This window comes from Streptomyces sp. DT224 (assembly GCF_049844595.1).
Taxonomy (GTDB): domain Bacteria; phylum Actinomycetota; class Actinomycetes; order Streptomycetales; family Streptomycetaceae; genus Streptomyces.
Window position 1 is genome coordinate 100,400 of record NZ_JBNCLI010000009.1, and the last position, 26,800, is coordinate 127,199.

Annotated in this window: 24 protein-coding genes; 14 read left to right on the forward strand and 10 right to left on the reverse strand. The window is 73.7% G+C overall.

All coding sequences use genetic code 11. The features are described 5' to 3' along the window. The first annotated feature begins 1 nt into the window (after position 1). The 3 genes from ACLQ2N_RS22995 (at position 2) to ACLQ2N_RS23005 (ending at position 4,668) form a co-directional block, all read left to right on the forward strand. Positions 2-1,057: a hypothetical protein gene (locus tag ACLQ2N_RS22995; RefSeq protein WP_425816273.1), complete on the forward strand. Its 1,056-nt coding sequence runs from the start codon at positions 2-4 to the stop codon at positions 1,055-1,057. Beyond that, entirely contained in the window at positions 1,054-1,794 is a 741-nt protein-coding gene (locus tag ACLQ2N_RS23000; RefSeq protein WP_425815949.1) for a coenzyme F420-0:L-glutamate ligase, read from the forward strand. Before ACLQ2N_RS22995 ends, ACLQ2N_RS23000 begins: the two co-directional genes overlap by 4 nt. A 237-nt stretch (positions 1,795-2,031) precedes the next feature. Continuing rightward, positions 2,032-4,668 carry a glycoside hydrolase family 9 protein gene (locus ACLQ2N_RS23005; RefSeq protein WP_425815951.1) on the forward strand — a complete coding sequence of 879 codons (2,637 nt, stop codon included), beginning with the start codon at positions 2,032-2,034 and terminating at the stop codon, positions 4,666-4,668. A gap of 53 nt (positions 4,669-4,721) precedes the next feature. Here ACLQ2N_RS23005 and ACLQ2N_RS23010 read toward each other — a convergent pair whose 3' ends face one another. Continuing rightward, complete coding sequence (locus tag ACLQ2N_RS23010; protein ID WP_425815953.1) at positions 4,722-6,791, reverse strand: HelD family protein; 2,070 nt, start codon at positions 6,789-6,791, stop codon at positions 4,722-4,724. Between the two features lie 388 nt (positions 6,792-7,179). On the opposite strand from ACLQ2N_RS23010, the gene ACLQ2N_RS23015 reads away from it, so the two are divergent. Continuing rightward, positions 7,180-7,350 (forward strand): hypothetical protein, encoded by a 171-nt coding sequence (locus ACLQ2N_RS23015; protein WP_185992977.1) that lies wholly within the window; start codon positions 7,180-7,182, stop codon positions 7,348-7,350. Between the two features lie 19 nt (positions 7,351-7,369). On the opposite strand, the gene ACLQ2N_RS23020 is transcribed toward ACLQ2N_RS23015, so the two are convergent. Then, positions 7,370-9,013 carry a DNA repair helicase XPB gene (locus tag ACLQ2N_RS23020; RefSeq protein ID WP_132902774.1) on the reverse strand — a complete coding sequence of 548 codons (1,644 nt, stop codon included), beginning with the start codon at positions 9,011-9,013 and terminating at the stop codon, positions 7,370-7,372. Positions 9,014-9,191: 178 nt separating this feature from the next. On the opposite strand from ACLQ2N_RS23020, the gene ACLQ2N_RS23025 reads away from it, so the two are divergent. Together ACLQ2N_RS23025 and ACLQ2N_RS23030 are read left to right on the forward strand one after the other, a co-directional pair. Next, a complete protein-coding gene (locus ACLQ2N_RS23025; protein ID WP_425815956.1) occupies positions 9,192-9,611 on the forward strand; it encodes a hypothetical protein in 420 nt (139 codons plus the stop codon). Between the two features lie 4 nt (positions 9,612-9,615). After that, positions 9,616-10,491, forward strand: coding sequence for a hypothetical protein (locus ACLQ2N_RS23030; protein WP_425815958.1), 876 nt, complete (start codon positions 9,616-9,618; stop codon positions 10,489-10,491). 67 nt (positions 10,492-10,558) lie between these two features. On the opposite strand, the gene ACLQ2N_RS23035 is transcribed toward ACLQ2N_RS23030, so the two are convergent. Beyond that, positions 10,559-13,003 carry a helicase C-terminal domain-containing protein gene (locus ACLQ2N_RS23035; RefSeq protein ID WP_425815960.1) on the reverse strand — a complete coding sequence of 815 codons (2,445 nt, stop codon included), beginning with the start codon at positions 13,001-13,003 and terminating at the stop codon, positions 10,559-10,561. An 84-nt stretch (positions 13,004-13,087) separates the two neighbouring features. On the opposite strand from ACLQ2N_RS23035, the gene ACLQ2N_RS23040 reads away from it, so the two are divergent. Beyond that, the gene (locus ACLQ2N_RS23040) at positions 13,088-14,308 is read left to right on the forward strand and encodes a hypothetical protein (RefSeq protein ID WP_425815962.1); all 1,221 of its coding nucleotides are present in this window, start codon (positions 13,088-13,090) and stop codon (positions 14,306-14,308) included. A 44-nt stretch (positions 14,309-14,352) separates the two neighbouring features. Continuing rightward, positions 14,353-14,979: an HAD family hydrolase gene (locus tag ACLQ2N_RS23045; protein ID WP_425815964.1), complete on the forward strand. Its 627-nt coding sequence runs from the start codon at positions 14,353-14,355 to the stop codon at positions 14,977-14,979. Here the strand turns inward: ACLQ2N_RS23045 and ACLQ2N_RS23050 are convergent. Continuing rightward, positions 14,927-15,139 carry a DUF6177 family protein gene (locus ACLQ2N_RS23050; RefSeq protein ID WP_425815966.1) on the reverse strand — a complete coding sequence of 71 codons (213 nt, stop codon included), beginning with the start codon at positions 15,137-15,139 and terminating at the stop codon, positions 14,927-14,929. The two genes, ACLQ2N_RS23045 and ACLQ2N_RS23050, sit on opposite strands and share 53 nt — an antisense overlap. 159 nt (positions 15,140-15,298) lie before the next feature. Between ACLQ2N_RS23050 and ACLQ2N_RS23055 the strand changes: the two genes are divergently transcribed. Next, complete coding sequence (locus ACLQ2N_RS23055) at positions 15,299-16,078, forward strand: hypothetical protein (protein WP_425815968.1); 780 nt, start codon at positions 15,299-15,301, stop codon at positions 16,076-16,078. A gap of 30 nt (positions 16,079-16,108) precedes the next feature. Here ACLQ2N_RS23055 and ACLQ2N_RS23060 read toward each other — a convergent pair whose 3' ends face one another. After that, entirely contained in the window at positions 16,109-16,246 is a 138-nt protein-coding gene (locus tag ACLQ2N_RS23060) for a hypothetical protein (protein ID WP_425815970.1), read from the reverse strand. A gap of 31 nt (positions 16,247-16,277) precedes the next feature. Further along, entirely contained in the window at positions 16,278-16,502 is a 225-nt protein-coding gene (locus ACLQ2N_RS23065; RefSeq protein ID WP_365679101.1) for a hypothetical protein, read from the reverse strand. Between the two features lie 224 nt (positions 16,503-16,726). Between ACLQ2N_RS23065 and ACLQ2N_RS23070 the strand changes: the two genes are divergently transcribed. Then, positions 16,727-17,110: a cold-shock protein gene (locus ACLQ2N_RS23070; protein ID WP_073964676.1), complete on the forward strand. Its 384-nt coding sequence runs from the start codon at positions 16,727-16,729 to the stop codon at positions 17,108-17,110. Positions 17,111-17,120: 10 nt separating this feature from the next. Continuing rightward, positions 17,121-17,696 carry a hypothetical protein gene (locus ACLQ2N_RS23075; protein WP_425815972.1) on the forward strand — a complete coding sequence of 192 codons (576 nt, stop codon included), beginning with the start codon at positions 17,121-17,123 and terminating at the stop codon, positions 17,694-17,696. Here ACLQ2N_RS23075 and ACLQ2N_RS23080 read toward each other — a convergent pair. Genes ACLQ2N_RS23080 through ACLQ2N_RS23095 form a run of 4 tightly spaced genes read right to left on the reverse strand, consistent with a single transcriptional unit; the run spans position 17,609 to position 21,090 of the window. After that, on the reverse strand, positions 17,609-18,472 hold the full coding sequence (locus ACLQ2N_RS23080; protein WP_425815974.1) for a 1,4-dihydroxy-6-naphthoate synthase: 864 nt from the start codon (positions 18,470-18,472) through the stop codon (positions 17,609-17,611). The genes ACLQ2N_RS23075 and ACLQ2N_RS23080 overlap by 88 nt on opposite strands. Beyond that, positions 18,447-19,151, reverse strand: coding sequence for a futalosine hydrolase (locus ACLQ2N_RS23085; RefSeq protein ID WP_425815976.1), 705 nt, complete (start codon positions 19,149-19,151; stop codon positions 18,447-18,449). The genes ACLQ2N_RS23080 and ACLQ2N_RS23085 overlap by 26 nt, the downstream gene beginning before the upstream one ends. A gap of 1 nt (position 19,152) precedes the next feature. Continuing rightward, on the reverse strand, positions 19,153-19,635 hold the full coding sequence (locus ACLQ2N_RS23090) for a DUF2771 domain-containing protein (RefSeq protein ID WP_425815978.1): 483 nt from the start codon (positions 19,633-19,635) through the stop codon (positions 19,153-19,155). 27 nt (positions 19,636-19,662) lie between these two features. After that, positions 19,663-21,090 carry an MFS transporter gene (locus ACLQ2N_RS23095; RefSeq protein ID WP_425815980.1) on the reverse strand — a complete coding sequence of 476 codons (1,428 nt, stop codon included), beginning with the start codon at positions 21,088-21,090 and terminating at the stop codon, positions 19,663-19,665. 412 nt (positions 21,091-21,502) lie between these two features. On the opposite strand from ACLQ2N_RS23095, the gene ACLQ2N_RS23100 reads away from it, so the two are divergent. The 3 genes from ACLQ2N_RS23100 (at position 21,503) to ACLQ2N_RS23110 (ending at position 26,788) form a co-directional block, all read left to right on the forward strand. Continuing rightward, on the forward strand, positions 21,503-22,411 hold the full coding sequence (locus ACLQ2N_RS23100; protein ID WP_425815982.1) for a DUF3027 domain-containing protein: 909 nt from the start codon (positions 21,503-21,505) through the stop codon (positions 22,409-22,411). Between the two features lie 275 nt (positions 22,412-22,686). Then, entirely contained in the window at positions 22,687-25,860 is a 3,174-nt protein-coding gene (locus ACLQ2N_RS23105) for a sacsin N-terminal ATP-binding-like domain-containing protein (protein ID WP_425815984.1), read from the forward strand. Between the two features lie 187 nt (positions 25,861-26,047). After that, a complete protein-coding gene (locus tag ACLQ2N_RS23110; protein WP_425815986.1) occupies positions 26,048-26,788 on the forward strand; it encodes a calcium-binding protein in 741 nt (246 codons plus the stop codon). The last annotated feature ends 12 nt before the right edge of the window (positions 26,789-26,800 follow it).

Sequence of the window (26,800 nt, forward strand, 5' to 3'; positions counted from 1 at the left end):
GATGCCCGCCGCCGCGATCCTGCCCAGCCGGAACGAGCCGTTGACGATCTCCGCCGTCACCACCGCCGTGGACCTCGCGCTGAACGACATGCACGGGGTGATCGTGCACGCCGACTCGTCCGACGGCCCCGACACGGCCGCGGCCTTCGCGACCACACCCACCCGTGCGAAAACGCTCGTGCTGACCGGGCTGGAGCGCGGCAAGGGCGCGCAGATCCTCGCCGCGCTCCAGCGTCCGGAGCTTGTGGAAGCCGATGCGGTGCTGATTGCCGACACCGACACCCATGCCCCGGAGCCGGCTGTCTACCGTGCGCTTCTCGACCAGGTCCGTGCCGGGGCGGCCCTCGCGATAGCCGACTACCCCCGGTACTGGGATGAGGCCAATTTGACCAACCATGTGGCCCGGCCGCTGATCGCCGCCGCCACCGGGCTCGACGTCCCACAACCACTCGCCGGCGACCTCGCTGTCTCCGGTCGAGTCCTCGCCGTAGCCCAACAGGCCGCAGCCGAACTACCTGACGAACTCGCGCGGTGCGTCGCCGGATACGGGATCGATGCGTTCCTGCTCCTGACCGCCGCCACGACCGGCCCCGTCACCTCAGTTCGGGTCACGGGACCCAAGCGCCATGCGGGGTCCTTCGATCACCTCCCGGCGATCTACCACCAAGCCGTGCCGGTCCTGCTGCACCTGACCGCGACGTGGCCGCTGCCGCCCGCACCGGCCCGCAGCAGTACGGACCTCTACCGCGCGACCGACCGGGCCCTGCCCCCCGGCAGGGTCCGAGAGATGGTGACTGTGCTCAACGGCCTCGACCCCGCCCCCGGCGGATACGATGACGATGCCTGGCCGCACCACCTCGCCGGAGGCTGGCGGGCCGTCACCTCCGGGACGCCGCCGACCGAAGCAGCCGTCCGACTGTGGCCGCACTACGTGCGCCGCGTCCGTGCCTGGCTCACCAGCGCACAGCACGCCACTCCCCGGCAGCGAGCCCGGATACTCACCGCCGCACACAACTGCCTATGCGCCGCCCTCAACCCCACGGCAGGAGCACCATGACCACCGCACCGTCCCCCACTTCCGGATTCTCCGCGTTCGCCCTGGAGCCCTTTCCCGAAGTCCGGCCCGGCGACGACGTCGCGAGCGCGATCACCGACGTGCTCTCCCGGACCGGCACCACCCTGCTGGACGGAGACGTGGTCGTGGTCGCCAGCAAGGTCGTCTCGATCGCGGAGAAGCGCTACGTCGACCTGGCCGACGTCACCCCCTCCGCCGAGGCCCTGGACCTGTCAGCCCGGACGGGCAAGCCCGCCGCCGTTGTCCAGCTCATCCTGGACCACTCCACCGAGCACTTCCTCGCGACCGAACGCGGCCCGATCATCGCCCGACACCACCTCGGCCACGTGCTGACATCGGCCGGAATCGACCGGGCAGGAGACGAAGGGGCCTGGCTGCTGCCCGTGGACCCCGACGCTTCCGCCCGCGCCCTGCGCGACGCCTTGGTCGCCCACACCGGCGCGGACGTCGCGGTCGTCATCGCCGACTCCGACGGCCGCGCCGACCGCCGCGGCGCCACCTGCATCTCCATCGGCGCCGCCGGAGTCGCACCCCTGCGACTTACCGAGCACGACGGCAAACGTCAGGAAGAGACCTTTACCGACATGGTTGCCGCAGCAGCCGGAATCATCCTCGGGCAGCGCGGTCGTGGAGTCCCCGCCGCCGTCCTGCGAGGCGTCGGCTACGTCCCCTCGGACGTCGGAGTCGCGGCGATGTTGCACCCTGCCCCCACCCATTGAGCCCTGGCACGGGGCGTGCATAGGGGCGGTAGGCGCCGGAGGGGCTGAAATGGCCGGCGGACCTCGAATCCTCCGTGACGGAACGCCAGCCTGTCATGACCCTGGCGCAACCGGCGCCCCTCGTCCCACAATGGCCTCGCGGTGATGGGAACGCTCCCATGGCGCGCCTCCCCGGCATGCCCGTTCGTCGTGGGAGCGCTCCCATCATTCTTCCGTCCCCACGACGAAAGGCCCCTGGTGAACGCCTCCCCGCCCCCGTCCTCCGTCCGGCGCAGACGCCGCGCGCTCGGTGTTCTGGCCGTCGCCGCCCTCTGCGGCGGCATCCTCACCGCACCCGGTGCCGTCGCCGCCGACGGCGACCCCGCTCCGGAGCAGATCACCAACGGTGACTTCTCCGCGGGGACCGCGCCCTGGTGGTCCACGGCCAACGCGCCCGTCGCCGTCGTGGACGGGCGGCTGTGCGCCGACGTACCGGGCGGGACCGCCAACCCGTGGGACGCGATCATCGGGCAGAACGACATCCCGCTCGTCGCGGGTGAGGCGTACACGCTGTCGTACACGGCGAGTTCGACCGTACCGCTGTCCATCCACACGAACGTGCAGATGGCTACGGAGCCGTACACCACCGACCTCTCCGCGACCGACCACATCGGCGCCGAGGCGACCACCTACACGCACGTGTTCACCGCCGCAGCGGACCTGGACGGGGCGCAGGTGGCCTTCCAGGTCGGCGGGGGAGCGGAGGCGGCGACCTTCTGCGTGGACGACGTGTCGCTGCGCGGGGGCGCCGAGCCGCCCGTGTACGTGCCCGACACCGGCTCGCCCGTCCGCGTCAACCAGGTCGGCTATCTGCCCAAGGGGCCCAAGAACGGCACCCTGGTCACCGATGCGACCGACCCGCTGCCGTGGACGCTGAAGGCGGCCGACGGGACGGCCGTCGCGAGCGGGACGACCACGCCCGGCGGCGAGGACCCGACCTCGCGGCAGAACGTGCACACCTTCGACTTCAGCGACGCCACCGCCACCGGCGACGGCTTCACGATCGAGGCGGACGGGCAGGTCAGCGAGCCCTTCTCGATCCGGGCGGACCTGTACGACAGCCTCCGGTCCGACTCGCTCGCGTACTTCTACCAGAACCGCAGCGGCATCGCGATCGACGCGGACCTGGTCGGCGAGGAGTACGCGCGCCCGGCCGGGCACCTCGGAGTCGCGCCGAACAAGGGCGACACGGACGTGCCGTGCCAGGCGGACGTCTGCGACTACCGGCTCGACGTGCGCGGCGGGTGGTACGACGCCGGGGACCACGGCAAGTACGTCGTGAACGGCGGCATCGCGGTCGCCGAGCTGATGGACACCTACGAGCGCACGCTGACCGCCGACGGCGCGGAGTCCGCCGAGCTGGGCGACGGCGCGCTGCGGGTGCCCGAGCACGGCAACGACGTGCCGGACATCCTCGACGAGGCGCGCTGGGAGCTGGACTTCCTGATGCGCATGCAGGTCCCGGCCGGGGAGCCGCTGGCGGGCATGGTCCACCACAAGGTGCACGACGCCAACTGGACCGGTCTGCCGATGCGGCCCGAACTCGACCCGGAGCAGCGTGAACTGCACCCGCCGACGACCGCCGCGACCCTGAACCTCGCCGCCACGGCCGCCCAGTGCGCCCGGCTGTACGCCCCGTTCGACGCGGAGTTCGCCGCCACGTGCCGTACCGCCGCCGAGACGGCGTGGGCCGCCGCGAAGGCGCACCCGGACGTGCTCGCCAGCCCGGCGGACGGCGTCGGGGGCGGGACGTACGAGGACAACGACGTGCGCGACGAGTTCTACTGGGCCGCCGCCGAGCTGTTCACCACCACGGGCAAGGACACGTACCGGCAGGCGCTGCTGGACTCGCCGCTGCACGGGGACGTGGACGCGGCCTTCCCCGCCGACGGCGGCATCTGGTGGGGCGGCACCGCCGGGCTCGGCGTGCTGACCCTGGCCACGGTCCCGAACGACCTGACGGCCGCCCAGCTCGCGGACGTGCGGAACGTCGTGACGACGGCCGCCGACCGCTACAAGGCGCAGACCGAGGACCAGCTGTACGGCGTGCCGTACGCGCCCAAGGACCAGAACTACGCCTGGGGTTCCAACAGCCAGGTCCTGAACAACATGATCGTGATGGCGGCGGCCGCCGACCTCACCGGTGAGACCGGTTACCGCGACGCCGTGCTGCGCGGCGCGGACTACCTGTTCGGGCGCAACCCGCTCAACCAGTCGTACGTCACCGGCTACGGCGAGCGGTACTCGCAGAACCAGCACCACCGGTTCTGGGCCCACGAGTCCGACCCGTCCCTGCCGCACCCGCCGGCCGGGTCCCTCGCGGGCGGGCCCAACCTGACCGCCCCGACCTCGGGCGACCCGGAGGCCGCCTCGAAGCTCAAGGGGTGCGCGGCCGCGATGTGCTACCTCGACGACAACGGCTCGTACGCCACCAACGAGGTCGCCATCAACTGGAACGCCCCGCTGGCCTACATCGCCTCCTACCTGGACGACGCGGGCGACGCCACGGGTCCGGAGCGCGCCTGCGCGGTGACGTACTCCTCGCACCCGTGGAACACCGGCTCGACCACCACGGTCACGGTGAAGAACACCGGCACCGAGCCCGTCACCCCGTGGTCGCTGACCTGGCTGCTGCCCGGTGACCAGAAGCTCAGCCACACGTGGAGCGCGGAGATCAGCCAGTTCGACAGGACGGTGACGGCGACGCCGCTGTCCTGGAACCGGACCATCGCGCCCGGGGCCTCCGTGGACTTCGGGTTCAACAGCAGCATCACGGGTCCGGCGGCCGACCCGGGCACGGTGAAGCTGAACGGGCGGTCCTGCACCGCCGGTTGATGACCGGGCGGGGGCGGGGGTGGACGAAGGTCCCCCCGCCCCCGTTCACTTCGTTACGCCAACTCCTCCGGCAGCGGTGCGGCATGAAGCACCGTCAGGCCGGAGACCGCACGGGTCAGCGCCACGTACAGGCGGCGCAGGCCCGTGCGTTCGTCCGGTTCGCCGTCGACCACGGCGGCCGGTTCGTCCAGCACCACGTAGTCGTACTCCAGGCCCTTCGCCAGCGACGCCGGGACCAGGGTGAGCCGGGTCTCGGCGGTCGTCTCCTGACCGGGGGAGAGGTACGTGTGACCGGCCGCCGTCAGCGCGACGGCCAGGGCCGGGACGCGCGCGTCGGCCGCGATCAGGCCGATCGAGCCCTCGTGGACCAGGGACTCCTCGCAGGCCGCGACGACCGCCGAGTCCAGGGCATCGGCGCCCACCTCCCGTACGGACAGCGAACCCGGCGACTCACGTACCGACTCCACCGGCGTCAGCCCGGGTGAGATCACCGGGAGCAGCCGGGAGGCGTACGCGATCACGTCGCGCGGCACGCGGAAGCCGGCCGTCAGCTCCTCCACCAGCGCGTCCGCCTTGCCCAGGTGGTGCAGCGCCTGCTCCCAGCTCTGCGTCGACCACGGCGTCGTGCCCTGGGCCAGGTCGCCGAGGACGGTGGCCGAACCGGTCGAGCAGCGGCGGCCGACCGCGCGGTACTGCATGGGGGAGAGGTCCTGCGCCTCGTCGATCACGACATGGCCGAGCGAGTGCGTACGGGACACCAGGTCGGCCGCCTCGTCGATCAGCACCGCGTCCGCCGCCGACCACTTGGCGGTCTTCACGCTGCGGGCCGGCCTGGTCCACAGGATCGCCTTCTGCTCGTCCTCGGACAGCAGCCCCTGCGCGTGCTCCGCCAGGAATTCCGCGTCGGACAGCAGCCGCAGGACCAGTTTCGCCGGATCGACGGCCGGCCAGATCGCCTTGACGGCCGCCTTCACGGCGGGGTTGCGGGCCACGGAATTCTGCACCCGGTCGTCGGGCGCCTCGCCCGCCTGCTCCATCCGCACCAGGACCGCGTGCGCGATGCGCTGGGGCAGCGCCTCGTGCGCGGCGCCGTAGCGCATGTCCCGGGCCAGCAGCTCCTGGACCATCTCCTCGATCTCGTACGCCGGAACGCGCCAGCGCCGCGAGCCGCGCACCACCATCACCGGCTCGGTCGGCGGCGTCACGTGCGACCGCAGGGCCCGCCGCAGCACCTCCGCCATACGGGCGTCGCCCTTCACGACGGCGGCCGGGGCCTCGTCCGTGCCCCTGACCTCGATCTGCGCGGTCACCAGGTCCTCGACGGTCGCCTGCTTGACCTCCAGCTCGCCGAGGGCCGGGAGCACCTGCTCGATGTAGTGCAGGAACGAGCGGTTCGGGCCGACGACCAGGGTGCCGGTGCGGGCCAGGCGCTCGCGGTGCGCGTACAGCAGATACGCGACCCGGTGCAGGCCCACGGCGGTCTTCCCGGTGCCGGGCCCTCCCTGCACGCAGACCGTGCCGCCCAGCTCGCTGCGGACGATCTCGTCCTGCTCCGGCTGGATCGTCGCCACGATGTCCCGCATCGGCCCGACGCGGGGGCGCTCGATCTCCGCCTGGAGCAGCTTGCTCGTCTGCTCCGCCTCGGCGGGGTCGGTCAGGTGCTCGTCCTCGTACGCGGTGAGGTCGCCGCCCGTGTAACCGAAGCGGCGCCTGCGGCCGACGTCCAGCGGGTCCTTGCGCGATGCCCGGTAGAACGGCTGGGAGACCGGGGCGCGCCAGTCGATCACCATCGGGTCGCCCACGGCGTCGTGCACATGGCGGCGCCCGATGTAGAACTGCTCGCCCTCCGCCCCCTCGGCCTGCTCCGCCCCGACGACGTGCAGATAGTCCAGGCGCCCGAAGAACAGCGGGGTGTGCGCCAGGTCCGCGAGCGACTTGATCCGCTCGTCGATCTGCGCCTGGAGCACCGCCGCGTTCACCCAGTTCGCGGTGACGTCGCGGATGTCGAGGTTCTGGGCGTCCTCCCGCATGGCGCGCAGCGCGGCGCGGGACGCCGCGAGATGGGCGCGCTCATGGGCGAGGGGGTCGGTGGTGGTGTCGCTCTCGAATTCGTGCGCGGGCACGGTGTTGCCTCCGGCATTCAACGCAGGACGACGGACCGCGTTTCACCCTGGGGGGTGTTGCGGTCCGCTCGGGGATCGATCGTGCGTACGGTTGTCGGCCGGTTTCCGTCCGGTCGGCGGCGCTCCCCCGGCTGCCGGCACGACCCCTCGGGGGCGGCCGGTACCACGGTGCGGGAGGCGGGCAGACCGGGGAGTGTACCGGGGGGCGGGGAGTGGGCGCGAATGGTTTTACGGGGCGCGGTGGACAGTGCCGGGTGCGTACGGCTCCGAGGGTCGCGCCCGTCCGTCCCGTAAGGGATGCCGTGCGACCGGAGGCGTACGCGGGCCGCGTCGCGCTTCCGTCTGCGGGGCGACGCCCCGGCGTACCCGTCCGGAGCACCATGGATACATGAGCACCGTCACCCTTGACCCGAGAAGGACCGGCGCCACCGCGGCCCCCGGTCACCCCCACAACCGCGCCTCCGGCGCCCTGCGTGCCGTGAAGGTCTTCGCGCAGGCCGCCTTCGGGGTCGTCGTCCTCGGCGAGTACGCGGAGGAGGCGGGGGTGCGGCGCCGCTGACCGCACCCCCGCGCCTCCCTCAGCTCTCCGACAGCAGCTCGTCCGCGTCCACGATGCGGTACGCGTAGCCCTGCTCGGCCAGGAACCGCTGGCGGTGGGCCGCGAAGTCCTGGTCGATCGTGTCGCGCGCGACGACCGAGTAGAACCGCGCCTCGTGCCCGTCGGCCTTCGGCCGCAGCACCCGGCCCAGGCGCTGCGCCTCCTCCTGGCGCGAACCGAACGTCCCCGACACCTGGATGGCGACCGTGGCCTCCGGCAGGTCGATGGAGAAGTTCGCCACCTTCGACACCACCAGCACGTTCAGCTCGCCCTGCCGGAACGCCTCGAACAGCTTCTCGCGCTGCGCGTTGCTCGTCTCGCCCTTGATCACCGGGGCGTCCAGATGCTCGCCCAGCTCGTCCAGCTGGTCGATGTACTGCCCGATGACGAGTGTCTGCTCGCCCTTGTGCTTGCGCACCAGCGCCTCGGTGACCTTCCGCTTCGTCGCGGTCGTCGCGCAGAACCGGTACTTCTCCTCGGCCTCGGCGGTCGCGTACGCGAGCCGCTCCGAGTCCGTGAGATTGACCCGGACCTCGACGCAGTCCGCCGGGGCGATGTAGCCCTGCGCCTCGATCTCCTTCCACGGCGCGTCGAACCGCTTGGGGCCGATGAGCGAGAACACGTCCGACTCGCGGCCGTCCTCGCGGACCAGCGTCGCGGTCAGACCGAGGCGGCGGCGGGCCTGGAGGTCGGCGGTGAACTTGAAGACGGGGGCGGGGAGCAGGTGCACCTCGTCGTAGATCACGAGCCCCCAGTCGCGGGAGTCGAACAGCTCCAGGTGCGGGTAGACGCCCTTGCGGCGGGTCGTCAGCACCTGGTAGGTGGCGATCGTGACCGGCCGGATCTCCTTGCGCGTCCCGCTGTACTCGCCGATCTCGTCCTCGGTCAGCGAGGTCCGCTTCACCAGCTCGTGCTTCCACTGCCGGGCGGAGACGGTGTTCGTGACGAGGATGAGGGTCGTCGCCTTGGCCTGCGCCATCGCGCCCGCCCCGACGAGGGTCTTGCCCGCGCCGCAGGGGAGCACGACGACGCCGGACCCGCCGTGCCAGAACCCGTCGACGGCCTGCTGCTGGTACGGGCGCAGCGCCCAGCCGTCCTCGTCCAGCTCGATCGCGTGCGCCTCGCCGTCCACGTACCCCGCGAGGTCCTCGGCGGGCCAGCCGAGCTTGAGCAGCGTCTGCTTGACCTGGCCGCGCTCGGAGGGGTGCACGGCGACGGTGTCCGGGTCGATCCTGGCGCCCACCAGGGGCTGGACCTTCTTCGACCGGAGGATCTCCTCCAGCACGGGCCGGTCCGTCGTCGTCAGGACGAGCCCGTGCACGGGGTGCTTGGACAGGGTGAGGCGGCCGTAGCGGTCCATCGTCTCGGCGATGTCGACGAGCAGCGCGTGCGGTACGGGGTAGCGGGAGTACGTCACGAGCGCGTCCACGACCTGCTCGGCGTCGTGCCCGGCCGCGCGGGCGTTCCACAGCCCGAGCGGGGTCAGCCGGTACGTGTGGATGTGCTCGGGCGCCCGCTCCAGCTCGGCGAACGGCGCGATGGCCCGACGGCAGGCGTCGGCCTGCTCGTGGTCGACTTCGAGGAGGAGCGTTTTGTCGCTCTGGACGATGAGGGGTCCGCTCACGCGCGTGGGCCCTTTCGGCTCGGGGGAAACCTCCAGTGTGCCGCATGCGGGGACGGTGTGTCGTGGGCCCGGGCCACATGCGTGTAGATGCTCAGGAACTCCTCAAATCCCCGACGCCCCCGCGCCCCGGGCGATATACACGTTGCTCCCGATGGCGAGCGAACGCAGGGAGCGGGCTATGGAGATCGAACTGGCGGCCCTGGCGGGCCAGGCGGCGTCGACACTGGTGGACGGCCTGGCGACGGCCGGGTGGGAGCGCGCCCGGCAGGCGCTGGCCGATCTCTGGAGCCGGGTGCAGCCCAACCGGGCGGACCGGGTGGCGGCCGATCTGACGGACGCCCGCGAGGACGCGCTCACGGCACGGCGCACCGGCAACGAGGCGCTGGAGCAGGGCCTCGTCACCGAGTGGTCGGCCCGGCTGCAGCAGCTGCTGGCCGCCCATCCGGAGCTGGTGCCCGAACTCCAGCGCGTGATGGACGAACTGCGGCCGGCCGGAGCCGGGGACGCGGCTCCGCGGACGGTCACCATGAAGGTGCAGGCGTCCGGCCGCTCCCGCGTCACGATGGCCGGGCGGGACGTCAACATCACGAAGGGGTGATCGTTTGAGTTACGCGGGAGGGGACTCGGACGACGCCGACGACGGCGGCATCCGGATGGACGCCCGGGCGTCCGGGCGGTCCCGGATCACGATGGCCGGCCGGGACGTCAGCAGCACCTACTTCGTCAGCGCCTCGTCCGCGGTCCTCATCGGGCTCGTGGGCATCGCCCTTCTGCTGGGCCTGTGGCAGCCGTGGCAGAAGCAGGGCGGAGGCGGCGACGACAAGCCCGCCTCCGTGGTGTCGGAGTCGTCGTCCCGGACGTTCCACCGGGACCCGCCGCCGGACAGCCGGGACGACGAGGAGGAGACGGCTCCGGACGGCACGACCCCTCCACCGGCACCCAGCCCGTCCCCCACTCCCACGCCGTCCCCCACGCCCGACCCGCCGAGCCCCGTCGACCTGGCGTTCGCGTCCGTCCGGGTCGGCACCTGCCTCAACGTGTTCGACGCCGGCTGGGGCAAGCTGAACCACGACCGGCCCGAGGCCGTCGACTGCGCGGCGAGCTTTGCCTTCACGCAGGTGACCATGGTGACCACGTCCGCCGGCAACTGCCCCGAGGGCGGGGGCCGGCACGGCTGGGGACACGTCAACGCCGACGGGTCCTCCATCGCCCTGTGCCTGGACCGGCGGTTCGTCGCGGGCCAGTGCTTCCCCGCCGCACTGACCAAGCAGGCGGACGGGAGCATCAAGGGCACCGGGCTGCTGTTCACCGTCTGGGGCTGTGACCGGACGAAGGTGCCGACCGGCCAGAACGCGCTCATGGTCATCACCGCGCTGGTGAGTGACGGCCAGTGCCCTCAGCGCACGGGCCGCAAGACGCTCAACTGGACGGTCTTCAGCGGGTCGCGCACGTTGTGCGCGGTGCTGGTGCAGAGGTGAGCCCGCCCGCGTGCGTCGGGCCGTCGGCCCGGTCCGGGACACCCGGCCCGGGGCCGAACAGGTCGCCCTACTCCGCCAGCTCCGCCACGCCCGTGATCCGGTGGAGCGGATACGTGCGGATCTCGTCCGCCGTGTGGTCGTACGCCGTGACGTAACCGCCCTCCACGCGGACCGGGGCGATCACGCGCTGGCTCGCCGCGCCCTCCGCGTTCACGTAGCCGATCCACACCGCGGAGCCGGTCATCGCGGCGGCCTGGACGGTGACCAGGGTCTCCGCCGCGGTGGTGCGGGGCAGCGCGCCGGGCGGGGCGCCGGGGCCGGTCTCCGGCTGGGCCTTGACCACCGTCGCGGCGTCGTCCCCGGCCCGGATCGCCCGGACCGCCGCGCCGAGCAGCGTGGTGTCCGGCACGGGCGGGCCCTCGGGGACGGGGGCGGGCGCGGAGCGGGGCGGGGTGCGGTGGGCGCCGGCCCGGGTGATCAGGACGTCGCCGTCGGCGGACTCCGCGGCGGGGGCGTACCCCATCTCCCGCAACCCGTCGAGCAGGGACGCCGGATCGGCCCGCGCCGCCAGCACCGTCGGCGCGATCCGGCGCAGCCGCAGCCCGGCGGACCGCTTGTCGGCCAGGATCTCGCCGAGCACGGTCTCGTCGTCGCACCGTACGTACGAGGAGGCGGCGCCGATCCGGAGGTGCCCGTGGCGGCGGGCCACGTCGTCGATGAGATAGCTCAACGGCTGCGGCACCGGCGTACGGCTGTGCGTGGCGAGGAAGGCGTGCAGGTCGGCAGCGGTGCGCCCGGCGTCCAGGGCGCGGCGGACGGACCCGGGCGTGAAGCGGTACACCGTCGCCCCGCCCTTGGACTCGACGTCCGCGAGCGTGCCGAGCATGTCGGCCAGCGGGCGTTCCAGCGGGCCCGGCGCGACCGCCGTCAGGTCGGCCTGGAGCAGGACGTGGTCCAGCGGTTCCGGCAGCAGCGGGGCGAGCAGGCCGGCGGCCTTCGCGGGCCCCTCGGCGAGCAGGGCGCGGGTCTGGGCGGCGAGCGCGCCGCGCCCGGTGATGCCCAGGAGCTCCGACTCGTTCAGCGTCCACAGGGCGATCCGGGACCGCAGATCCGTGGTCCCCCCGGAGGCGGCGGCCCCGCGCAGCGGGCGCTCCCAGCGGAGCCGGGCGAGTACGGACTCGGGGTCGGGCGCGGTGCCGGCCGGCAGGGCGTCGAGCAGGGCGAGGACCCGGTGGCGTACCTCGGGCGCGGCGGACCGGTCCAGGTCCGGGCCGAGGGCGGACAGCGCCCGCCCCTTCGCGTCCTGGCCGCCGACCAGGCCGGAGGTCCGGGTGGCGGTGAGCCAGGCCGTCGCGAGGGAGACCCAGCGCTCCTGCGCGGGCAGCTCCAGCCACTCGTCGGACGCCGGCGTCGGCGCGTACCGCTCGTCCGCCTCGCCGTCGGAGGCCAGCAGTCCGGCCGCGTACGCGAGCTCCACCCAGAACGCGGCGACCGGCTCGGGGACGTCCAGCGCGGCGGCCGTCTTGCGCAGCTCGCGGACGCTCAGCCCGCCGGCGCGCAGGACGGCGGGGCCGCCGCCGTTCCAGTGCTTCAACAGCTCCTCGACGGTCGTCACCGCCAGGAACGCCTGGCCGGCCGCCGCGCTGTCCACAGCCTGTGGATCGCGTTCGGCGACGGCGGCCACCACCGGCGGCCGGGGCTCCGGCGTCCGGTGGGCGCGCCCGGCCCGCAGATGCAGCGCCGCCTCGCGCGGCAGCACGACGGTCCGGGTCGAGACGGGCAGCAGCAGACCCCGGTCCCGCAGCCACTTCACGGGCGGCGTCGGATTCGGCGTCACCTCCCCGTACGGCGGCCCCCACACGAGCCGGTCCAGGACCGCCAGGGCCTCCGTCGGCGCGGTGTCCAGCAGCTCGCCCATCCGGGCGCGGTCGGTGAACAGCCCGGTCAGGGCCGCCACCGCGGACACCGGGTCGTGCGTGGCGGGCAGCCCGGCGGCGGCCAGGATCTCCTGGAGCCGGCCGGGGGACATCCCCGCGGTGGCCTCGGCGACGGTCGGCCCGAGACCGGTGGGGGAGGGGTGCTGCGGCGACGGCGACAACAGCTCCCGCGCCGTGCGTACGAGCCGCAGCCGGTTGTCCTCGCCCCACACGAGCGCCTGCTCGCGCAGGGTCCCGACCGCGCCGGGCAGCGCCGCCACGATCGCGGCCCCCGCGTCGTCGCGCTGCTCGCCGTCGTCCTGCCCGTCCCCGGTCAGCAGCCCGAGCAGCGTTTCGTACGGTGCCGGGTCGGGCGCGACCGCCAGCGCCTCGGCGGCCTGGAGCGCGAACCGGTCCAGGCGTTCCAGGGCGCGTACGACGGACGCACGGGTGCCCGCGCGCGTGGCGAGCTGCGTGATGTCGCCCGGCACGGGGGAGAGGAGATCGGGACGCGCCCGCAGCAGCCCGGCCAGTGACTCGTCGTCCCGGGCGCGCAGTGCCTCGGCGAGCGTCCGCGGTGGTGTGGTCGTCCCCATCCGACCCACGGTAGCCGCTCCGGACAGCCCTGAGGGCGCTACCGTCGGTGCAGGCCGTGGCGGGGAACCGAGGGGAAGCGACGCGTGGGGATCGAGAGCGACCAGCTCGTCTACGACTACCTGAGCCGGGTCGGCGACCTGGCCCAGCGGCAACAGCTGCCGTCCGGCGCCCGGATGAGGCTGGTGGCGGAGCTCCGGACGGAGATCGACCGCCGGCGCACGGCCCAGCGGGCGCACACCCCCGGCCAGGTCCGCCGCATCATCGGCACCCTAGGCACCCCGGACGAACTGGTCGCGGCGGCGGCGAGGGCGAGGGCGTCGGAGCCCCCGGAGCCGCCGGAAATCCCGGAACCGCGCCGCGCGCGTCTTCCCGGCGGGGGGCGGCGCGGGGCGGACGCGGATGCGGGCGCGACCGGTCCGCGCCGGGTGAACCCGGACCCCGCGCCGCGCGGGCCGGGCGCGGACGCTTCGGCGTCGCGTGAGGCGGATCCGGACGCCGCCGCCCCGGGCAGGGCCGACGAGGACGCGTCGGCCGCGCGCCGAGCGGGCAAGGGGGCCCTCTTCCGGCGCCGGGCGGACCGGGACGCCGAGGCCCCGGACGTCTCCGTCCCGTCCCAGGCGGACCCGGACGCCTCCGCCCCGCACCGGCTGGGCATGGACGAGGCCGGTCCGGACACCGGTGACGGCGACTGGTGGCGTGACGAACCCGGGCCGTTCGGTGAGACCGGGCCCGGCGCGTTCGGGGAGTTCGGCCCGGGGACGGAGGTGCCGGGCTTCCGGGGCGGCGTCGAGATTCCGGCGCTGCTGCGGCCGCCGGAGGCGGAGGAGGAGCCGGAAGAGGAAGCGGAAGCGGAGGACGAGGCCCCGGAAGAGGCGGAGCCGGAGGCCCAGGCGCCTCCGGAGAAGGCCCGCCGCCGATTCCGCCGCGCCCGCCGCCCGGCCCCGGCGGCCCCCGAGGCGGCCCCGCGCCGGGGCTTCGGCCACCCCGTCCTGCTGCTGGCGGCGGCGCTCCTCGTGGTGGGCGCGGTGATGGGCTCCCTGCTCGCCCTGGCGGGCGGCTGGCTGCTCGCGTACAGCTCCCGCACCCTCTCCCGCGCCGAAGCGAAGTGGGCCGCGATGGGCCTGCCCGGCGCGGTGGCGGCGGCGGCCCTGGTCTGGCTCTGGGGCCGCATGGACGGCCGCTGGGGCGCTCCGATCCCGGAACACGGCATGCGGGACGCGCTGGGTGACGTATGGCCGGTCACGGTCCGCACGGCGGCGGTGGCGTCGGCCCTGTTCCTGGTGTGGCGGGCGAGGCGTCGGTAGAGGGGGCCGCCCGGCCGGGTCCGTACGGCGTTCAGAATGGGGGCATGACCCCCTCACCCCTCACGGTCGGCTTCGACCTGGACATGACGCTCATCGACTCCCGGCCCGGCATCAAGGCCGTCTACGACGCCCTCGTCGCCGAGACGGGCACCCCGATCGACACCGAGCTGGTGGTGAGCCGCCTGGGCCCGCCGCTGGAGGACGAGCTCGCGCACTGGTTCCCCGCCGCCGACGTACCCGCCGTGGCGAACCGGTACCGGGCGATGTACCCCGCGTACGCCATCGAGCCGACCCTCGCCATGCCCGGTGCCCGGGAGGCGATCGAGGCGATACGGGAGCGCGGCGGCCGCACGATGGTCGTCACGGCCAAGTACGAGCCGAACGCCAAGCTGCACCTGGCCCACCTCGGCATCGAGCCGGACGTCGTCGTGGGCGACCTCTGGGCCGAGCAGAAGGCGGTGGCGCTGAAGGAGCACGGCGCCACGGTCTACGTGGGCGACCACGTCGGCGACGTGCGCGGCGCCCGGGCCGCGAACGCCGTCCCGGTGGGCGTCACGACGGGCCCGTGCGACGCGGAGGAACTGCGTGCCGCGGGCGCGGACGTGGTCCTCACCTCGCTCATGGAGCTGCCCGCCTGGCTGGAGGCTCACGCGCAGCGCACGGCGTCCTGACCACCGTCCCCGAGCACGAAGTGCAGGCCCGGCCGGACGGCCGGCCCAGACGGCGGGGGGTCACACCGGCGACGGCTTCCCGGACGCGTGCGAGGCCGAGACCGGCGACGGCGTCGGGCCCCAGCGTGAGGGAGACCGGCACCGGAGGCGGTTGGAGCAACGAAGCTCAGGCATCTGGGCTGACCGGGGAGTAGAGTCCGCACGTGCGTTGATTTTCCGGGCGGCGGCCAAGCGCCGCCGCAGATGGTGCAGGAGCGACCCTGATGAGTTCGGGTCGCCTCATTGTTATGCCCATCATGATGATCCCGGAGATCACGAAATGACTGCTCAGAACCCCATTACCTACGATGCGTTCGTCGAACTCGCCGTCGCTGATCCATCTGTTGTTGGTCTTGTCCTCAAGGGATCCCGGGCTCACGAGGGGATGACCACCGAGCACTCCGACCACGACCTGTACGTCGTTCTCGCTGATGTCGCGACAACCGACCTCACCCGGTTCACGGGCCACCGCACCCCGGAACTCGACCTCGTCGTCCTGTCTCTCGACGAGTTCCGCGCCGCCGGAATGCCAGGCTTCGAGCGGTACGCCCTTGCCCGCGCCCGGATTGTGCTCGACCGGCTCGACGGGGCCATCGCCCAGATCCTGGCCGAAAAGGCACGGCTCGACGCCGACGAAGCCTTCCGAGAGGCGGACGCATGGCTCGATGCCTACGCCAACTCCCTCTACCGCTCGGTCAAGAACGACCGCGACGGGCACACGCTCGCGGCCCAGCTCGACGCCGCCGACAGCATCCGCTCCCTGCTGGAGCTGCTCTTCGCACTGGACCGTCGCCCCCGCCCGTACAACAAGTACCTGGAATGGGAGCTCGCCCGATTTCCGCTGCCCGGCTGGGACACCGGAATGCTGCTCGACGCTGCGGACCGCATCGCGGGAACGGGCGACGTATCCGCACAGCGCCGCCTCTTCGCCCAGGTCGAGGTGGTGGCCCGGCAGGCCGGGCACGGCGCGGTGCTGGACGCCTGGGGCGAGGACCTCCACCTGATGCGACCGCAAGAGAAGCGCGGTGTGAGAGCTCCCGGCCTCCAGGGACCAAGTTAAGCGGCAGGAGAAGCCCTCGGGTACAGATGGTCAGGCGGCCTGGCCGAGGCCGGCGGGGGGCAGGTCCTCGCGCAGCGGGGTGAAGTCGCTGTCGAGCTTTGAGTCGTACGCGTCGGGCTGGATGCCGAGTTCGGGTGTGGAGTACTCGCCGAACCGTTGCAAGTGCAACGCATTTCCGGCCAAAGGGGGCAGGGTGTGACTACCGCTCCCGCGACCCCGCCCGTGCCGAGCGGATCACGCCGGCCGCGGCGATCAGGAAGCCGACGCCCATCAGCATGCAGAGGGACCAGGCGATGGACGGCAGCGGATGGGTGCCGAGGAAGAGCGGGGCCATGGTGGCGACGGTGGAGAGGGCGCCGATGAGGAAGACGATCGCGCCGATCCGGACCAGCCGGTCGCCCGCGCCGGAAGATGAGGTACTCACCCCGTCAGGGTAGTTCCCGGGCACCGCGGAACCGGGTCCGGGTGGCGGGCGCAACCGTGTCCGGGTGACGCAGGTGCCGTTTCCGGACACAGTCCGGATGACCAGGCTTGACGAGGGGTACTTCCCCTGTGGAGGCTTCAGCCAGCAGGGGAGCACGACCACAGGACGGCCTGACCTGCTGAGGGCATTCGTTCCGGCATACGGGTTGAGATGGGGTGCGTGCTTTGCCGACTGGCAAGGTCAAGTGGTTCAACAGCGAGAAGGGCTTCGGCTTCCTCTCCCGCGACGACGGCAGCGACGTCTTCGTGCACTCGTCCGTGCTCCCGGCCGGGGTCGACGCTCTCAAGCCCGGTCAGCGCGTCGAATTCGGCGTGGTCGCCGGCCAGCGCGGTGACCAGGCGCTCTCCGTGACGGTCCTCGACCCGACCCCGTCCGTCGCGGCCGCCCAGCGCCGCAAGCCGGACGAGCTGGCGTCGATCGTCCAGGACCTGACGACCGTCCTGGAGAACATCACCCCGATGCTGGAGCGCGGCCGGTACCCGGACAAGGCGGCGGGGGCCAAGATCGCCGGCCTGCTGCGGGCGGTGGCCGACCAGCTGGACGTGTAGGGCCTCGGCCATGAGCGCCGGCCACGCCCCGCCGCGTCAGTCCGCGACCTACCGCGCCATCGCCGGCTGCGGCGGGACTCTCGCGGCCGTCGTCGTCATCGGGTTCGTGTGGGTGATGGCGACGCTCCCCGAGCCGCCACCGCCCGGCACCACGACCGAGAGCCAGACGGGTCCCGGCATGGAGCGCGACGCCGGGGACTACGCCAGGGCGCTCTTCGACGCCTCCCGCGACGCCCCGCTCACCGAGGCGCGGCTCGCCGCCGTTCCGGTGCCGCACGCGGGGGGCATCGAGGTCGCCGGGCTCTCCCGGGAGGGTGACACCGCTGTCGTCACCTTCTCCACGCACGCCCGCTACGGCCGCCCCGACGACCTCAAGGAGACGATGGCCTGCTTCCAGGTCGAGCTGGTCGCGCGGCTCGACTACCCGAATCTGAAGAAGGCACCCGACGCGTTCTGTACCGGGCGGGCCGGGAAGCGGCACAGGGAGCCGCCCGGCTCTCAGACGAACGACAGCGCGTCCGGGGCCAGCGGCGGGACCAGGCCCTCGGCCGCCGCGCGGGTCAGCAGGCCGCGGACCGCCGCGTAACCGTCCTCACCCAGGTCCGCGGTGAACTCGTTCACGTACAGCCCGATGTGCTGGTCCGCGACGGACGGGTCCATCTCCTGGGCGTGGGCCAGGACGTACGGACGGGAGGTCTCCGGGTCGTCCCACGCCATCCGGACCGAGGCACGGGCCGACTCGGCGAGCAGCTTCAGCCTGTCCGCGCCCAGCGAGCGCTTCGCGATGATCGCGCCGAGCGGGATCGGCAGGCCGGTGGTGTCCTCCCAGTGCCGGCCCATGTCGGCCAGGTTGTGCAGGCCGTAGTTCTGGTACGTGAAGCGCGCCTCGTGGATGACCAGGCCGGCGTCGACCTTGCCGTCCCGGACCGCGGGCATGATCTCGTCGAACGGCATGACGACGATCTCGCCGACCCCGCCCGGCACCACGTCGGCGGCCCAGAGGCGGAAGAGGAGGTACGCGGTCGAGCGCTCGCTCGGTACGGCGACGGTCTTCCCGGTCAGGTCGGTGCCCGCCTCGCGGGTGAGGACGAGCGGGCCGCAGCCCCGGCCCAGCGCCCCGCCGCACGGCAGGAGCGCGTACTCCTCCAGGACCCAGGGCAGCACCGCGTACGACACCTTGAGCACGTCCAGCTCGCCGCGCTCGGCCATGCCGTTGGTGATGTCGATGTCCGCGAACGTGACGTCCAGCGCCGGCGCGCCGGGGACCCTGCCGTGCGCCCAGGCGTCGAAGACGAACGTGTCGTTCGGGCAGGGCGAGAAGGCGATGCGCAGCGCGTCAGCCTGCGGTGTCGTCTCGGTCATGGCGGGTCCAGCCTTCCAGTACGGGTATGAGCTTCCCGAACGCCTCGGCCAGCGCGGTCAGCGCGTCGCCGATGCGCCAGGCGTCGCGGTCGCGGGGACCGACGGTGTTCGACACGGCCCTGATCTCCAGGACCGGTGCGCCGGCCAGGTCCGCCGCCTCGGCGACCCCGAAGCCCTCCATGGCCTCGGCGACGGCGTGCGGGTGGGCGGCCAGCAGGGCGGCGGTGCGGTCCGCCGTGCCGGTGACGGTGGAGACGGTGAGGATGTCGCCGGTCGCCGCCCCGGTCGCCCCGGCGGCGGCGCGGACGAGGGAGTGGGGCGGTACGTGCGCGGCGCGGCCGAAGCCGAGCTCCGTCACCGGCACGAAGCCCGCGGAGGTCTCGGCGCCCAGGTCCGCCGCGACGATGCGGCGGGAGACGGCCAGCGAGCCGACCGGCGCGGCCGGCGCGAACCCGCCCCCGATGCCCGCCGAGACCACCAGGTCGTAGCGGTCCGCCGCCAGCGCGAACGCCGTCGACGCCGCCGAGGCGGCCGGGCCCGCGCCGCCCGCGAGCACGTCCAGCGGGCCGGCGCGGTGGATCTCCGCGCCGCGCACGGGGCGGACCGCCGGCCCGGCCCCGTACGCGCGCGTGACCGCGTCCCGTTCCACCGGGACCGCGGTCACGACGAGTACACGCACGTCAGTCGGTCTTCTCCAGCTTGAAGTGCCAGATGCCGATCACCTTCGCGCCCTTGGTCTCCACGATGCTGATCCGCGTGTTCTTCGGGGCGGCCTCGCCGGTCTGGCTGGAGAAGAAGGCGCTGCCCGAGATGGACCGGTAGGTCTTCTTGAACGGCTCCGGCTCGCCGCGCTGGCCCTCGATGAAGAGCGTCCAGCCGTTGTCCGCGATCTCCGGGTCGACCCCGAAGTGGACCGTGTCCGACATCGAGACCTTGACGGTCTTCTCCGCCTTCTTGTTGAGGCACTTCTCGGCCTCGGAGTTCTTGAGCGCGTCGCCGTCGTTGTAGCAGGCGGCCTCGGAGCTCACCGAGTTGTCGCCGACCGTCACGGTGGCGAGCGGCGTCGGCTTGTCGCAGGCGGAGAGGACGAGGAGTCCCGCGGACACGGCACCAAGAGCGACGCCGATTCGACGGCCCTTACCGGAGAAGAACGCAACGGTCATGGGCCGAAGGCTATCGGTCGCTCCCGCTCACGCCACGCGGGGGTGCGGCGAGCCGCCCCGCGCGGCGCCCAGCAGCCCCCGTACGGAGGTGGAGGCGCCCAGTGCCAGCAGCCCTGCGGCGACGGACATGCCCAGTACGCCGTTGAGGGGGAGGGCGATGCCGATCGCGCCGCCCACCACCCAGGCCATCTGGAGCAGCGTCTCGGAGCGGGCGAACGCGGAGGTCCGCACCTCCTCCGGCACGTCGCGCTGGATCATCGCGTCCAGCGACAGCTTCGACAGCGCCTGCGTGAGGCCCGCCGTCGCGGCGAGCGCGGCGACCATGACCGTGGAGAAGAAGACGGCCGCCAGGACCGCCACGGCCAGGGCCAGGCCCAGCACCGAGGCGACGATGACCTCCGGGCCGCGGGCCCGCAGCCAGGAGCCCACCGCCGTGCCCAGCGCGTTGCCCACGCCCGCCGCCACGCCGACGATGCCCAGGGAGATCGCGGCGCTCTGCCCGGCGAGCGGGTGCTCGCGCAGCAGGAACGCCAGGAAGAAGATCAGGAACCCGGAGAGCGCCCGGTGCGCCGCGTTGGCCTGGAGGCCGTGCAGCACGGACGGGCCGACCGACCGCAGCCCCGGCCGCCGCTCGCGGCCCTTGGACCCGGCCTTCGTCGCCCCGTTCTTCGTCGCGGACGACCGCAGTGGTTCCGGGCGCGGCGCGCCCCCGCCGTGCGGCGGCACGAGCCGCGCCCGGTGCTCGCCCTTCGCCGAATCCACCTTCGGCGGCAGCGTGAACGCCAGGATCCCGCCGCCGACGAAGATCGCGCACGCGCCGTACAGCGGCCACTGCGGGCCGATCGTCTGGAGCCCGGCCCCGACGGGCGCGGCGGCCCCGGTGGCCAGCAGCCCGGCGAGGGTGACCCGTGAGTTGGCCTTCACCAGCGAGAACTTCGGTGGCAGCAGCCGGGGCACGACGGCGCTGCGCACCACCCCGTACGCCTTCGAGCAGACCAGCACGCCGAGCGCCGCCGGGTACAGCTCCAGGTCACCGGTGGCGACGGCGCCCGACATGGTCAGCGCCAGCACCGCCCGCGCCAGCATGGAACCGGCCATCGCGGCGCGGCGGCCGTGCGGCAGGCGGTCCAGGAGCGGGCCGATGACCGGGGCCAGCAGGATGAACGGCGCCATCGTCACCGCGAGGTACAGCGCGACCCGGCCGCGCGCCTGGTCCGTCGGTACGGAGAAGAACACGGTGGACGCGAGTGCGACGGTGATCATCACATCGCCCGCGCCGTTCACCGCGTGCAGTTCGATCAGCTTGCCGAGGCCGCTCTCGCCGGCGCCGTGCGCGTGCGTCGCCTTGCGGATGCCCCGGGCGGTGCCGGTGAAGGGGGCGCGCAGGGCATGACCGATCGACCGGCCCGCACTGCGGAGCGGGCCGGGACCGTCGTGCGACCTGGCAGAAGCCACTTGGTCATAGTGCCCCAGGACCGGGCCGGGCGAACCGGTCTCCCGGCGGGGCGCGGCCGGGACCGCCCCGTCGGGCCAGTGCCCGGCCGGGTCGCGGGGTGCGCAGCGAGGCCGGGAACGGTGGGTGCGCGGCGCCGGTCCGGGGTGCGGATACGGCGGCGTTTCGGACGGCAGGTGGGCGGGGAGCGGCGGAGAGGGTAGCGTGCGTAGCGCGCCACCGGCGGTTGTTCTCGGCCGCGCGCCTCTCGGCGATCCCGCAGAATGGATCGTGGAAGGCGTGCCCGAGGTCGGCTCAACGGGTGCGGACGTCGACGCGGCCCCCAGGTCCGCTCCGTCCTCGACCGTATGGCCGAAATCGATGGTCGATGTGTTGGCGCGCTCGTGAGACTGGCGTAGGAGAGAAGCGAGACCTGTGAGTGCTGCGACGACGCGAGGCCGTACGGCCCGTACCGCCCGTACCCCCGCTCCCGACCGTCTGTGCGCCGAGGCGGTAGACCTCGCCCGCGCGGCGGCGGAGGAGGCGGCCGCGCCGGGGGTCGTGGGTGAGCATGTGGCGGTGGTCTCCGAGGGGGACCGGGTCGTCACCCACTACTTCGAGTGCAAGGACCCCGGCTACCGGGGCTGGCGCTGGGCCGTGACGGTCGCCCGGGCCTCCCGCGCGAAGAACGTCACGCTGGACGAGACCGTGCTGCTGCCCGGCAGCGACGCGCTGCTCGCGCCGGAGTGGGTGCCGTGGAGCGAGCGGCTGCGGCCGGGCGACATGGGGCCGGGCGACCTGCTGCCGACCGAGGCGGACGACCTCCGGCTGGAGCCGGGGTACACCGGCGCGGACGAGGTCCCGCCGAACTCGGCGGTCGCCGCGGTCACCGGTGAGCTGGCCGACGTCGTCGACGTGGAGGACGCGGAGCTGACGACGCGACCGCAGGCGCCGCGGCGCGGGTCGATCGCGGCGGTCGCGGAAGAGCTGGGTCTGCGGCGGGCGCGGGTGCTGTCGCGTTACGGGCTGCACGCGGCGGCGGAGCGCTGGGACGAGGAGTTCGGCCCGAAGACGCCGATGGCGCAGGCCGCGCCGGCCTCGTGCGCGTCGTGCGCCTTCCTGATGCCGCTGGCGGGCTCGCTGCGGCAGGCGTTCGGTGTGTGCGCGAACGAGTTCGGCCCGGCGGACGGGCACGTGGTGTCGCTGTCGTACGGGTGCGGGGGGCACTCGGAGGCGGCCGTGATGCCGAAGCCGCCCGCGGCGGTGCCGCACGCGCTGGACACGGTGCGGGTGGACGAGTACCCGTTGCACGGTGAGCGGTCCTCGGACCCGGGCGACGCGTAGGGCCTGGCGCCCGGGCCCACGCGGGCTCGGGTTGCTCCGGCGCGCCGGTTCCGTCCTCAATCGCCGGACGGGCTCGATGCGGCCGGTATCGGCCTTCGGGTGCGGCGGGGGCCCTCTGCGGAACCCCGCGGACGACCCAGCCCGTCCGGCGTTTGAGGACGGAACCCTTGAGGCGGGGATCCCGCACCCCGGGGGGCGGCGAGTCGGAGGGCCCGGGCGGTACCCGGTAGCTTCGCGGGGTACGCGTTACCGGCACCGGCAGAGGGAGTACCCCCATGGGCATCAACGCGACGGAGGGCGACCCGTTCGGCACCGCGCGGCTGCGACGCGGCGTGCTCGCGGCCTGGGGTGCGGGACCGGCCCGGTTCCGGGAGGACGCCAACGCCGAGGAGGACCTCGCGCTCGGCGGCTACCGCGACCGCCTCGTGGTCGAGCTGGCCCAGAACGCCGCCGACGCCGCCGCCCGCGCCGGAGTCCCCGGCCGCCTGAGGCTCACCCTCCGCCCCGCCACCGACGGCACCCCCGCCGTCCTCGCCGCGGCGAACACCGGCGCGCCCCTGGACGCCACCGGCGTCGAGTCGCTGTCCACGCTGCGCGCGTCCGCGAAGCGCGAGGGTCACGAGGGCGCCGTGGGGCGGTTCGGCGTCGGGTTCGCCGCCGTGCTCGCGGTGAGCGACGAGCCGGCGGTCACCGGCCGGCACGGCGGCGTCCGCTGGTCCCTGGCGGAGGCCCGCGAACTCGCCCGGGAGGCCGCCGTCGGCAGCCCCGGCCTGGGCGACGAGCTGCGCCGCCGCGACGGCCACGTACCGCTGCTGCGGCTCCCGCTGCCCGCCGAGGGCACCGCGCCCGAGGGCTACGACACCGTCGTCGTGCTCCCGCTGCGGGACGGCGTCGCCGAGGACCTGGTCGAACGGCTGCTGGCCGCCGTGGACGACGCCCTGCTGCTGACGCTCACCGGCCTGGACGAGGTGGTCGTGGAGACCCCGGAGGGCGTACGCACCCTCCGCCGCTCCCAGCACGGCCCGTACACGCACATCGAGGACTCCGCGCACGGCACGCACCGCTGGCGCACCGCCGTCCACCACGGCCCCATCGAGCCCGCCCTGCTCGCCGGCCGCCCGCTGGAGGAACGCCTCCGCCCGCACTGGTCGGTGACCTGGGCCGTCCCGGTGGACGCGGACGGCGCCCCGGTCCACCCCCGTACCGCACCCGTCGTCCACGCGCCGACGCCCACCGACGAGCCGCTCGGCCTGCCCGCGCTGCTCATCGCCTCGCTGCCGCTGGACACCACCCGCAGGCACCCCGCCCCCGGACCGCTCACCGACTTCCTGGTGCAGCGCGCCGCCGACGCGTACGCGGAGCTGCTCGGCGGCTGGGAGCCGGTGTCCGTCGCGACGATCTCCCTGGTCCCGGGGCCCCTCGGGCAGGGCGGGCTGGACGGCGCGCTGCGCGGCGCGATCCTGGAGCGGCTGCCGCGCGTGGCGTTCCTGGAGCCCGCCGCCCCGCGCGAACCGGAGCGCTGGGAGGACTGGGACGAGGGCCTCCGGAAGGACAAGGACACCGTCGGGCTGCGCCCGGTCGAGGCCGAGGTGGTGGAGGGCGCCGGCGCGCTGACGGTCGCCGTGCTGGCCGAGGTGCTGCCGTGCCTGCTGCCCGCGGGTCTCGAACGCCGCGTCGAGCTGCGCACGCTCGGCGTCGCCCGCGTCCCGCTGACCGAGGCGATCGACCGCCTGGCCGGCCTGGAACGCGAACCGGCCTGGTGGCGCCGGCTCTACGACAGCCTGGCCGGGGTGGACCCGGACCGCCTGTCGGGGCTCCCGGTGCCGCTGGCGGGCGCCACAGCCGAGGCGCCTCCCCGTACGACCATCGGCCCCCGCCAGGTCCTCCTCCCGCTCCCCGACGCCCTGTCCGGCCCCGTCCTCGACCGCCTCGGCCGGCTCGGGCTCAAGGTCGCGCACCCGGACGCCGCGCACCCGCTCCTGGAGAAGCTGGGGGCCCTGCCCGCCACGCCGCGCGCCGTGCTGACGACCCCGCAGGTGCGGGCGGCCGTCGCCGGGTCGCTGGACGCGGGCGAGGTCTGGGACGAGGACGCACTCGACGGCGACGAGCTGGTGGAGACCGTGCTGACCCTGGTCCGGGACGCCGCCCTGGAGCCGGGCGAGGAGCCCTGGCTCGGCGCGCTCGCGCTGCCCGACGAGGACGGCGAACTCGCCCCCGCCGGGGAACTCGTGCTGCCGGACAGCCCGTTCGCCGGGATCATGCGCGAGGGCGAACTCGCGCTGTGCGACGCGGACCTGGCCGAGCGCTGGGGCGAACAGCCGCTCACCGCCTGCGGGGTGCTCGCCACCTTCGCGCTCGTACGGGCCACCGATGTCGTCCTGGACCCGGACGAACTGGAGCCCCGGGACGGCGACTTCGCGGAGCCGGGCGACGCCGGGCTGCTGGACGCGGTCGACGTGTGGTGCGAGGACATCCTCGACCAGTGGCCGGACAGCCCGGTGCCGCCGGTCGCCACCGAGCTCGTCGCCGTACGCGATCTGGACCTGGTGGACGACGACGCCTGGCCGCAGGCCCTCGCGATGCTCGCGCGGCCGCCGCTGCGGGACGCGCTCACCCAGCCGGTCCGGGTGCTGCTCCCGGACGGCACCACGGAGTCCGTCCGCCCGTACACCGCGTGGTGGCTGCGCGGCCACCCGGTGCTGGGCGGCCGCCGCCCGGCGGGACTGCGCGTCCACGGCGGCGACCCCCGGCTCGCGGGGCTGTACGACTCCGCCGACGCGACCGGCTTCGAGGACGCCGAGGTGCTGCGCGCCCTGGGCGTACGGACGTCGGTCGGCGCCCTCCTGGACGAGCCGGGCGGGGCCGCCGATCTCCTGGGCCGGCTCGCCGACGAGGACCGCCCGGTCACCGCCGTGCAGCTGCACGCGCTGTACACGGAGTTGTCCGCGCTCGACCCGGAACAGGTGACGCTGCCGGACGAGCTGCGGGCGGTCGTGGACGGCGAGGTGCGGGTGGTCGACGCGGCGGACGCGGTGATCGCGGACGCGCCGGACCTGCTGCCGCTCACCGGCGGGCTGCCGCTGCTGCCGGTCGCCCCGGCGCGGGCGGCGGAGCTGGCCGAGCTGCTCCAGGTGCGGCGGCTCGGCGAGAGCGTGGCGGCCGAGGTCACGAGCGACGGCGAGGAGCACGAGGTGCCCGAGTCCGTGCGCGTGCTGCTGGGGCCCGCCACCCCGGCCGCGTACGTCGAACACGCCGAACTCCGCGCGGGCGGCGTGGAACTGGACTGGCGGCGCACCCCGGACGGCGTGGTGCACGCCTCGACGCTGGAGGGCGTCGCGGCGGGCCTGGCCTGGGCCTCCGGCCAGTGGCCCCGCCGCTTCGAGGTCGCGGCGCTGCTCGAAGACCCGTCCCGTACGGAGGAGCTGGCCCGCGACCGCTGGTTCGACTGAGTCCGGTCGGCGGTGCGCAGCAGTCTGTGGCGTCTACACCGATATGGGCGGTCTTCGCAGAATCTTCAAATCCCGTACAACCGTTCACCTCGTTCGCCCGTCTGGTCTGTCGAGCCGTTCCGGCTCGACAGACCACCGGCCCCTGAGGTCCGCGCGCGGACCGGGCCCTTTCCTGCGGGGAACACACATGCGCATGCGCACAACCGCCGCCGTCGCCGTCGGCACCCTGGCCCTGACCGCCCTCGCCGTGCCGGCCGCCCAGGCCGACGGTGGTTACGGCGACACCGCCATCACCAAGGTCACGGTCAACGGCGGCAAGAACGTGGTTCTCGGTGTCAGCGAGGTCAAGAAGTTCACGGTCTCCGTGACGGCGAGGGACGACTCCGGGATCGAGGGCGCCGACATCAGCGTCCACGGACCGGGCTTCGGCTACATGTCCAGCACGACCAGGTGCTCCGGCAGCACCTGCTCGGCGACGTTCACCGTCGACCCGAAGGCCGACCTCATGTACTCCAACGACTACGCGGGGACCTGGTACGTCGACGCGTGGGTGGACGCCGGGGACGGCGACTACATCTGGAAGGAGAAGGCGGCCTCCTTCAAGTTCCAGCGTGCCTCGCGGCAGACCGTCAACGCCTCCCCCGAGCCCGTCAAGAAGGGCGGGACCATCACCGTCACCGGCTGGCTCTCGCGTGCCAACTGGGACGACTTCAAGTACCACGGGTATACGAGCCAGTCCGTGAAGCTGCAGTTCCGCAAGAAGGGCAGCAGCACCTACACCACGGTGAAGACCGTCAAGACGAACAGCAAGGGCGACGCGAAGACCACCGTCAAGGCGTCGGTCGACGGCTACTGGCGCTACAGCTTCGCGGGGACGTCCACCACCCCGGCGGCCACCGCCACGGGTGACTACGTCGACGTGAAGTAGTCCGGACGGGGC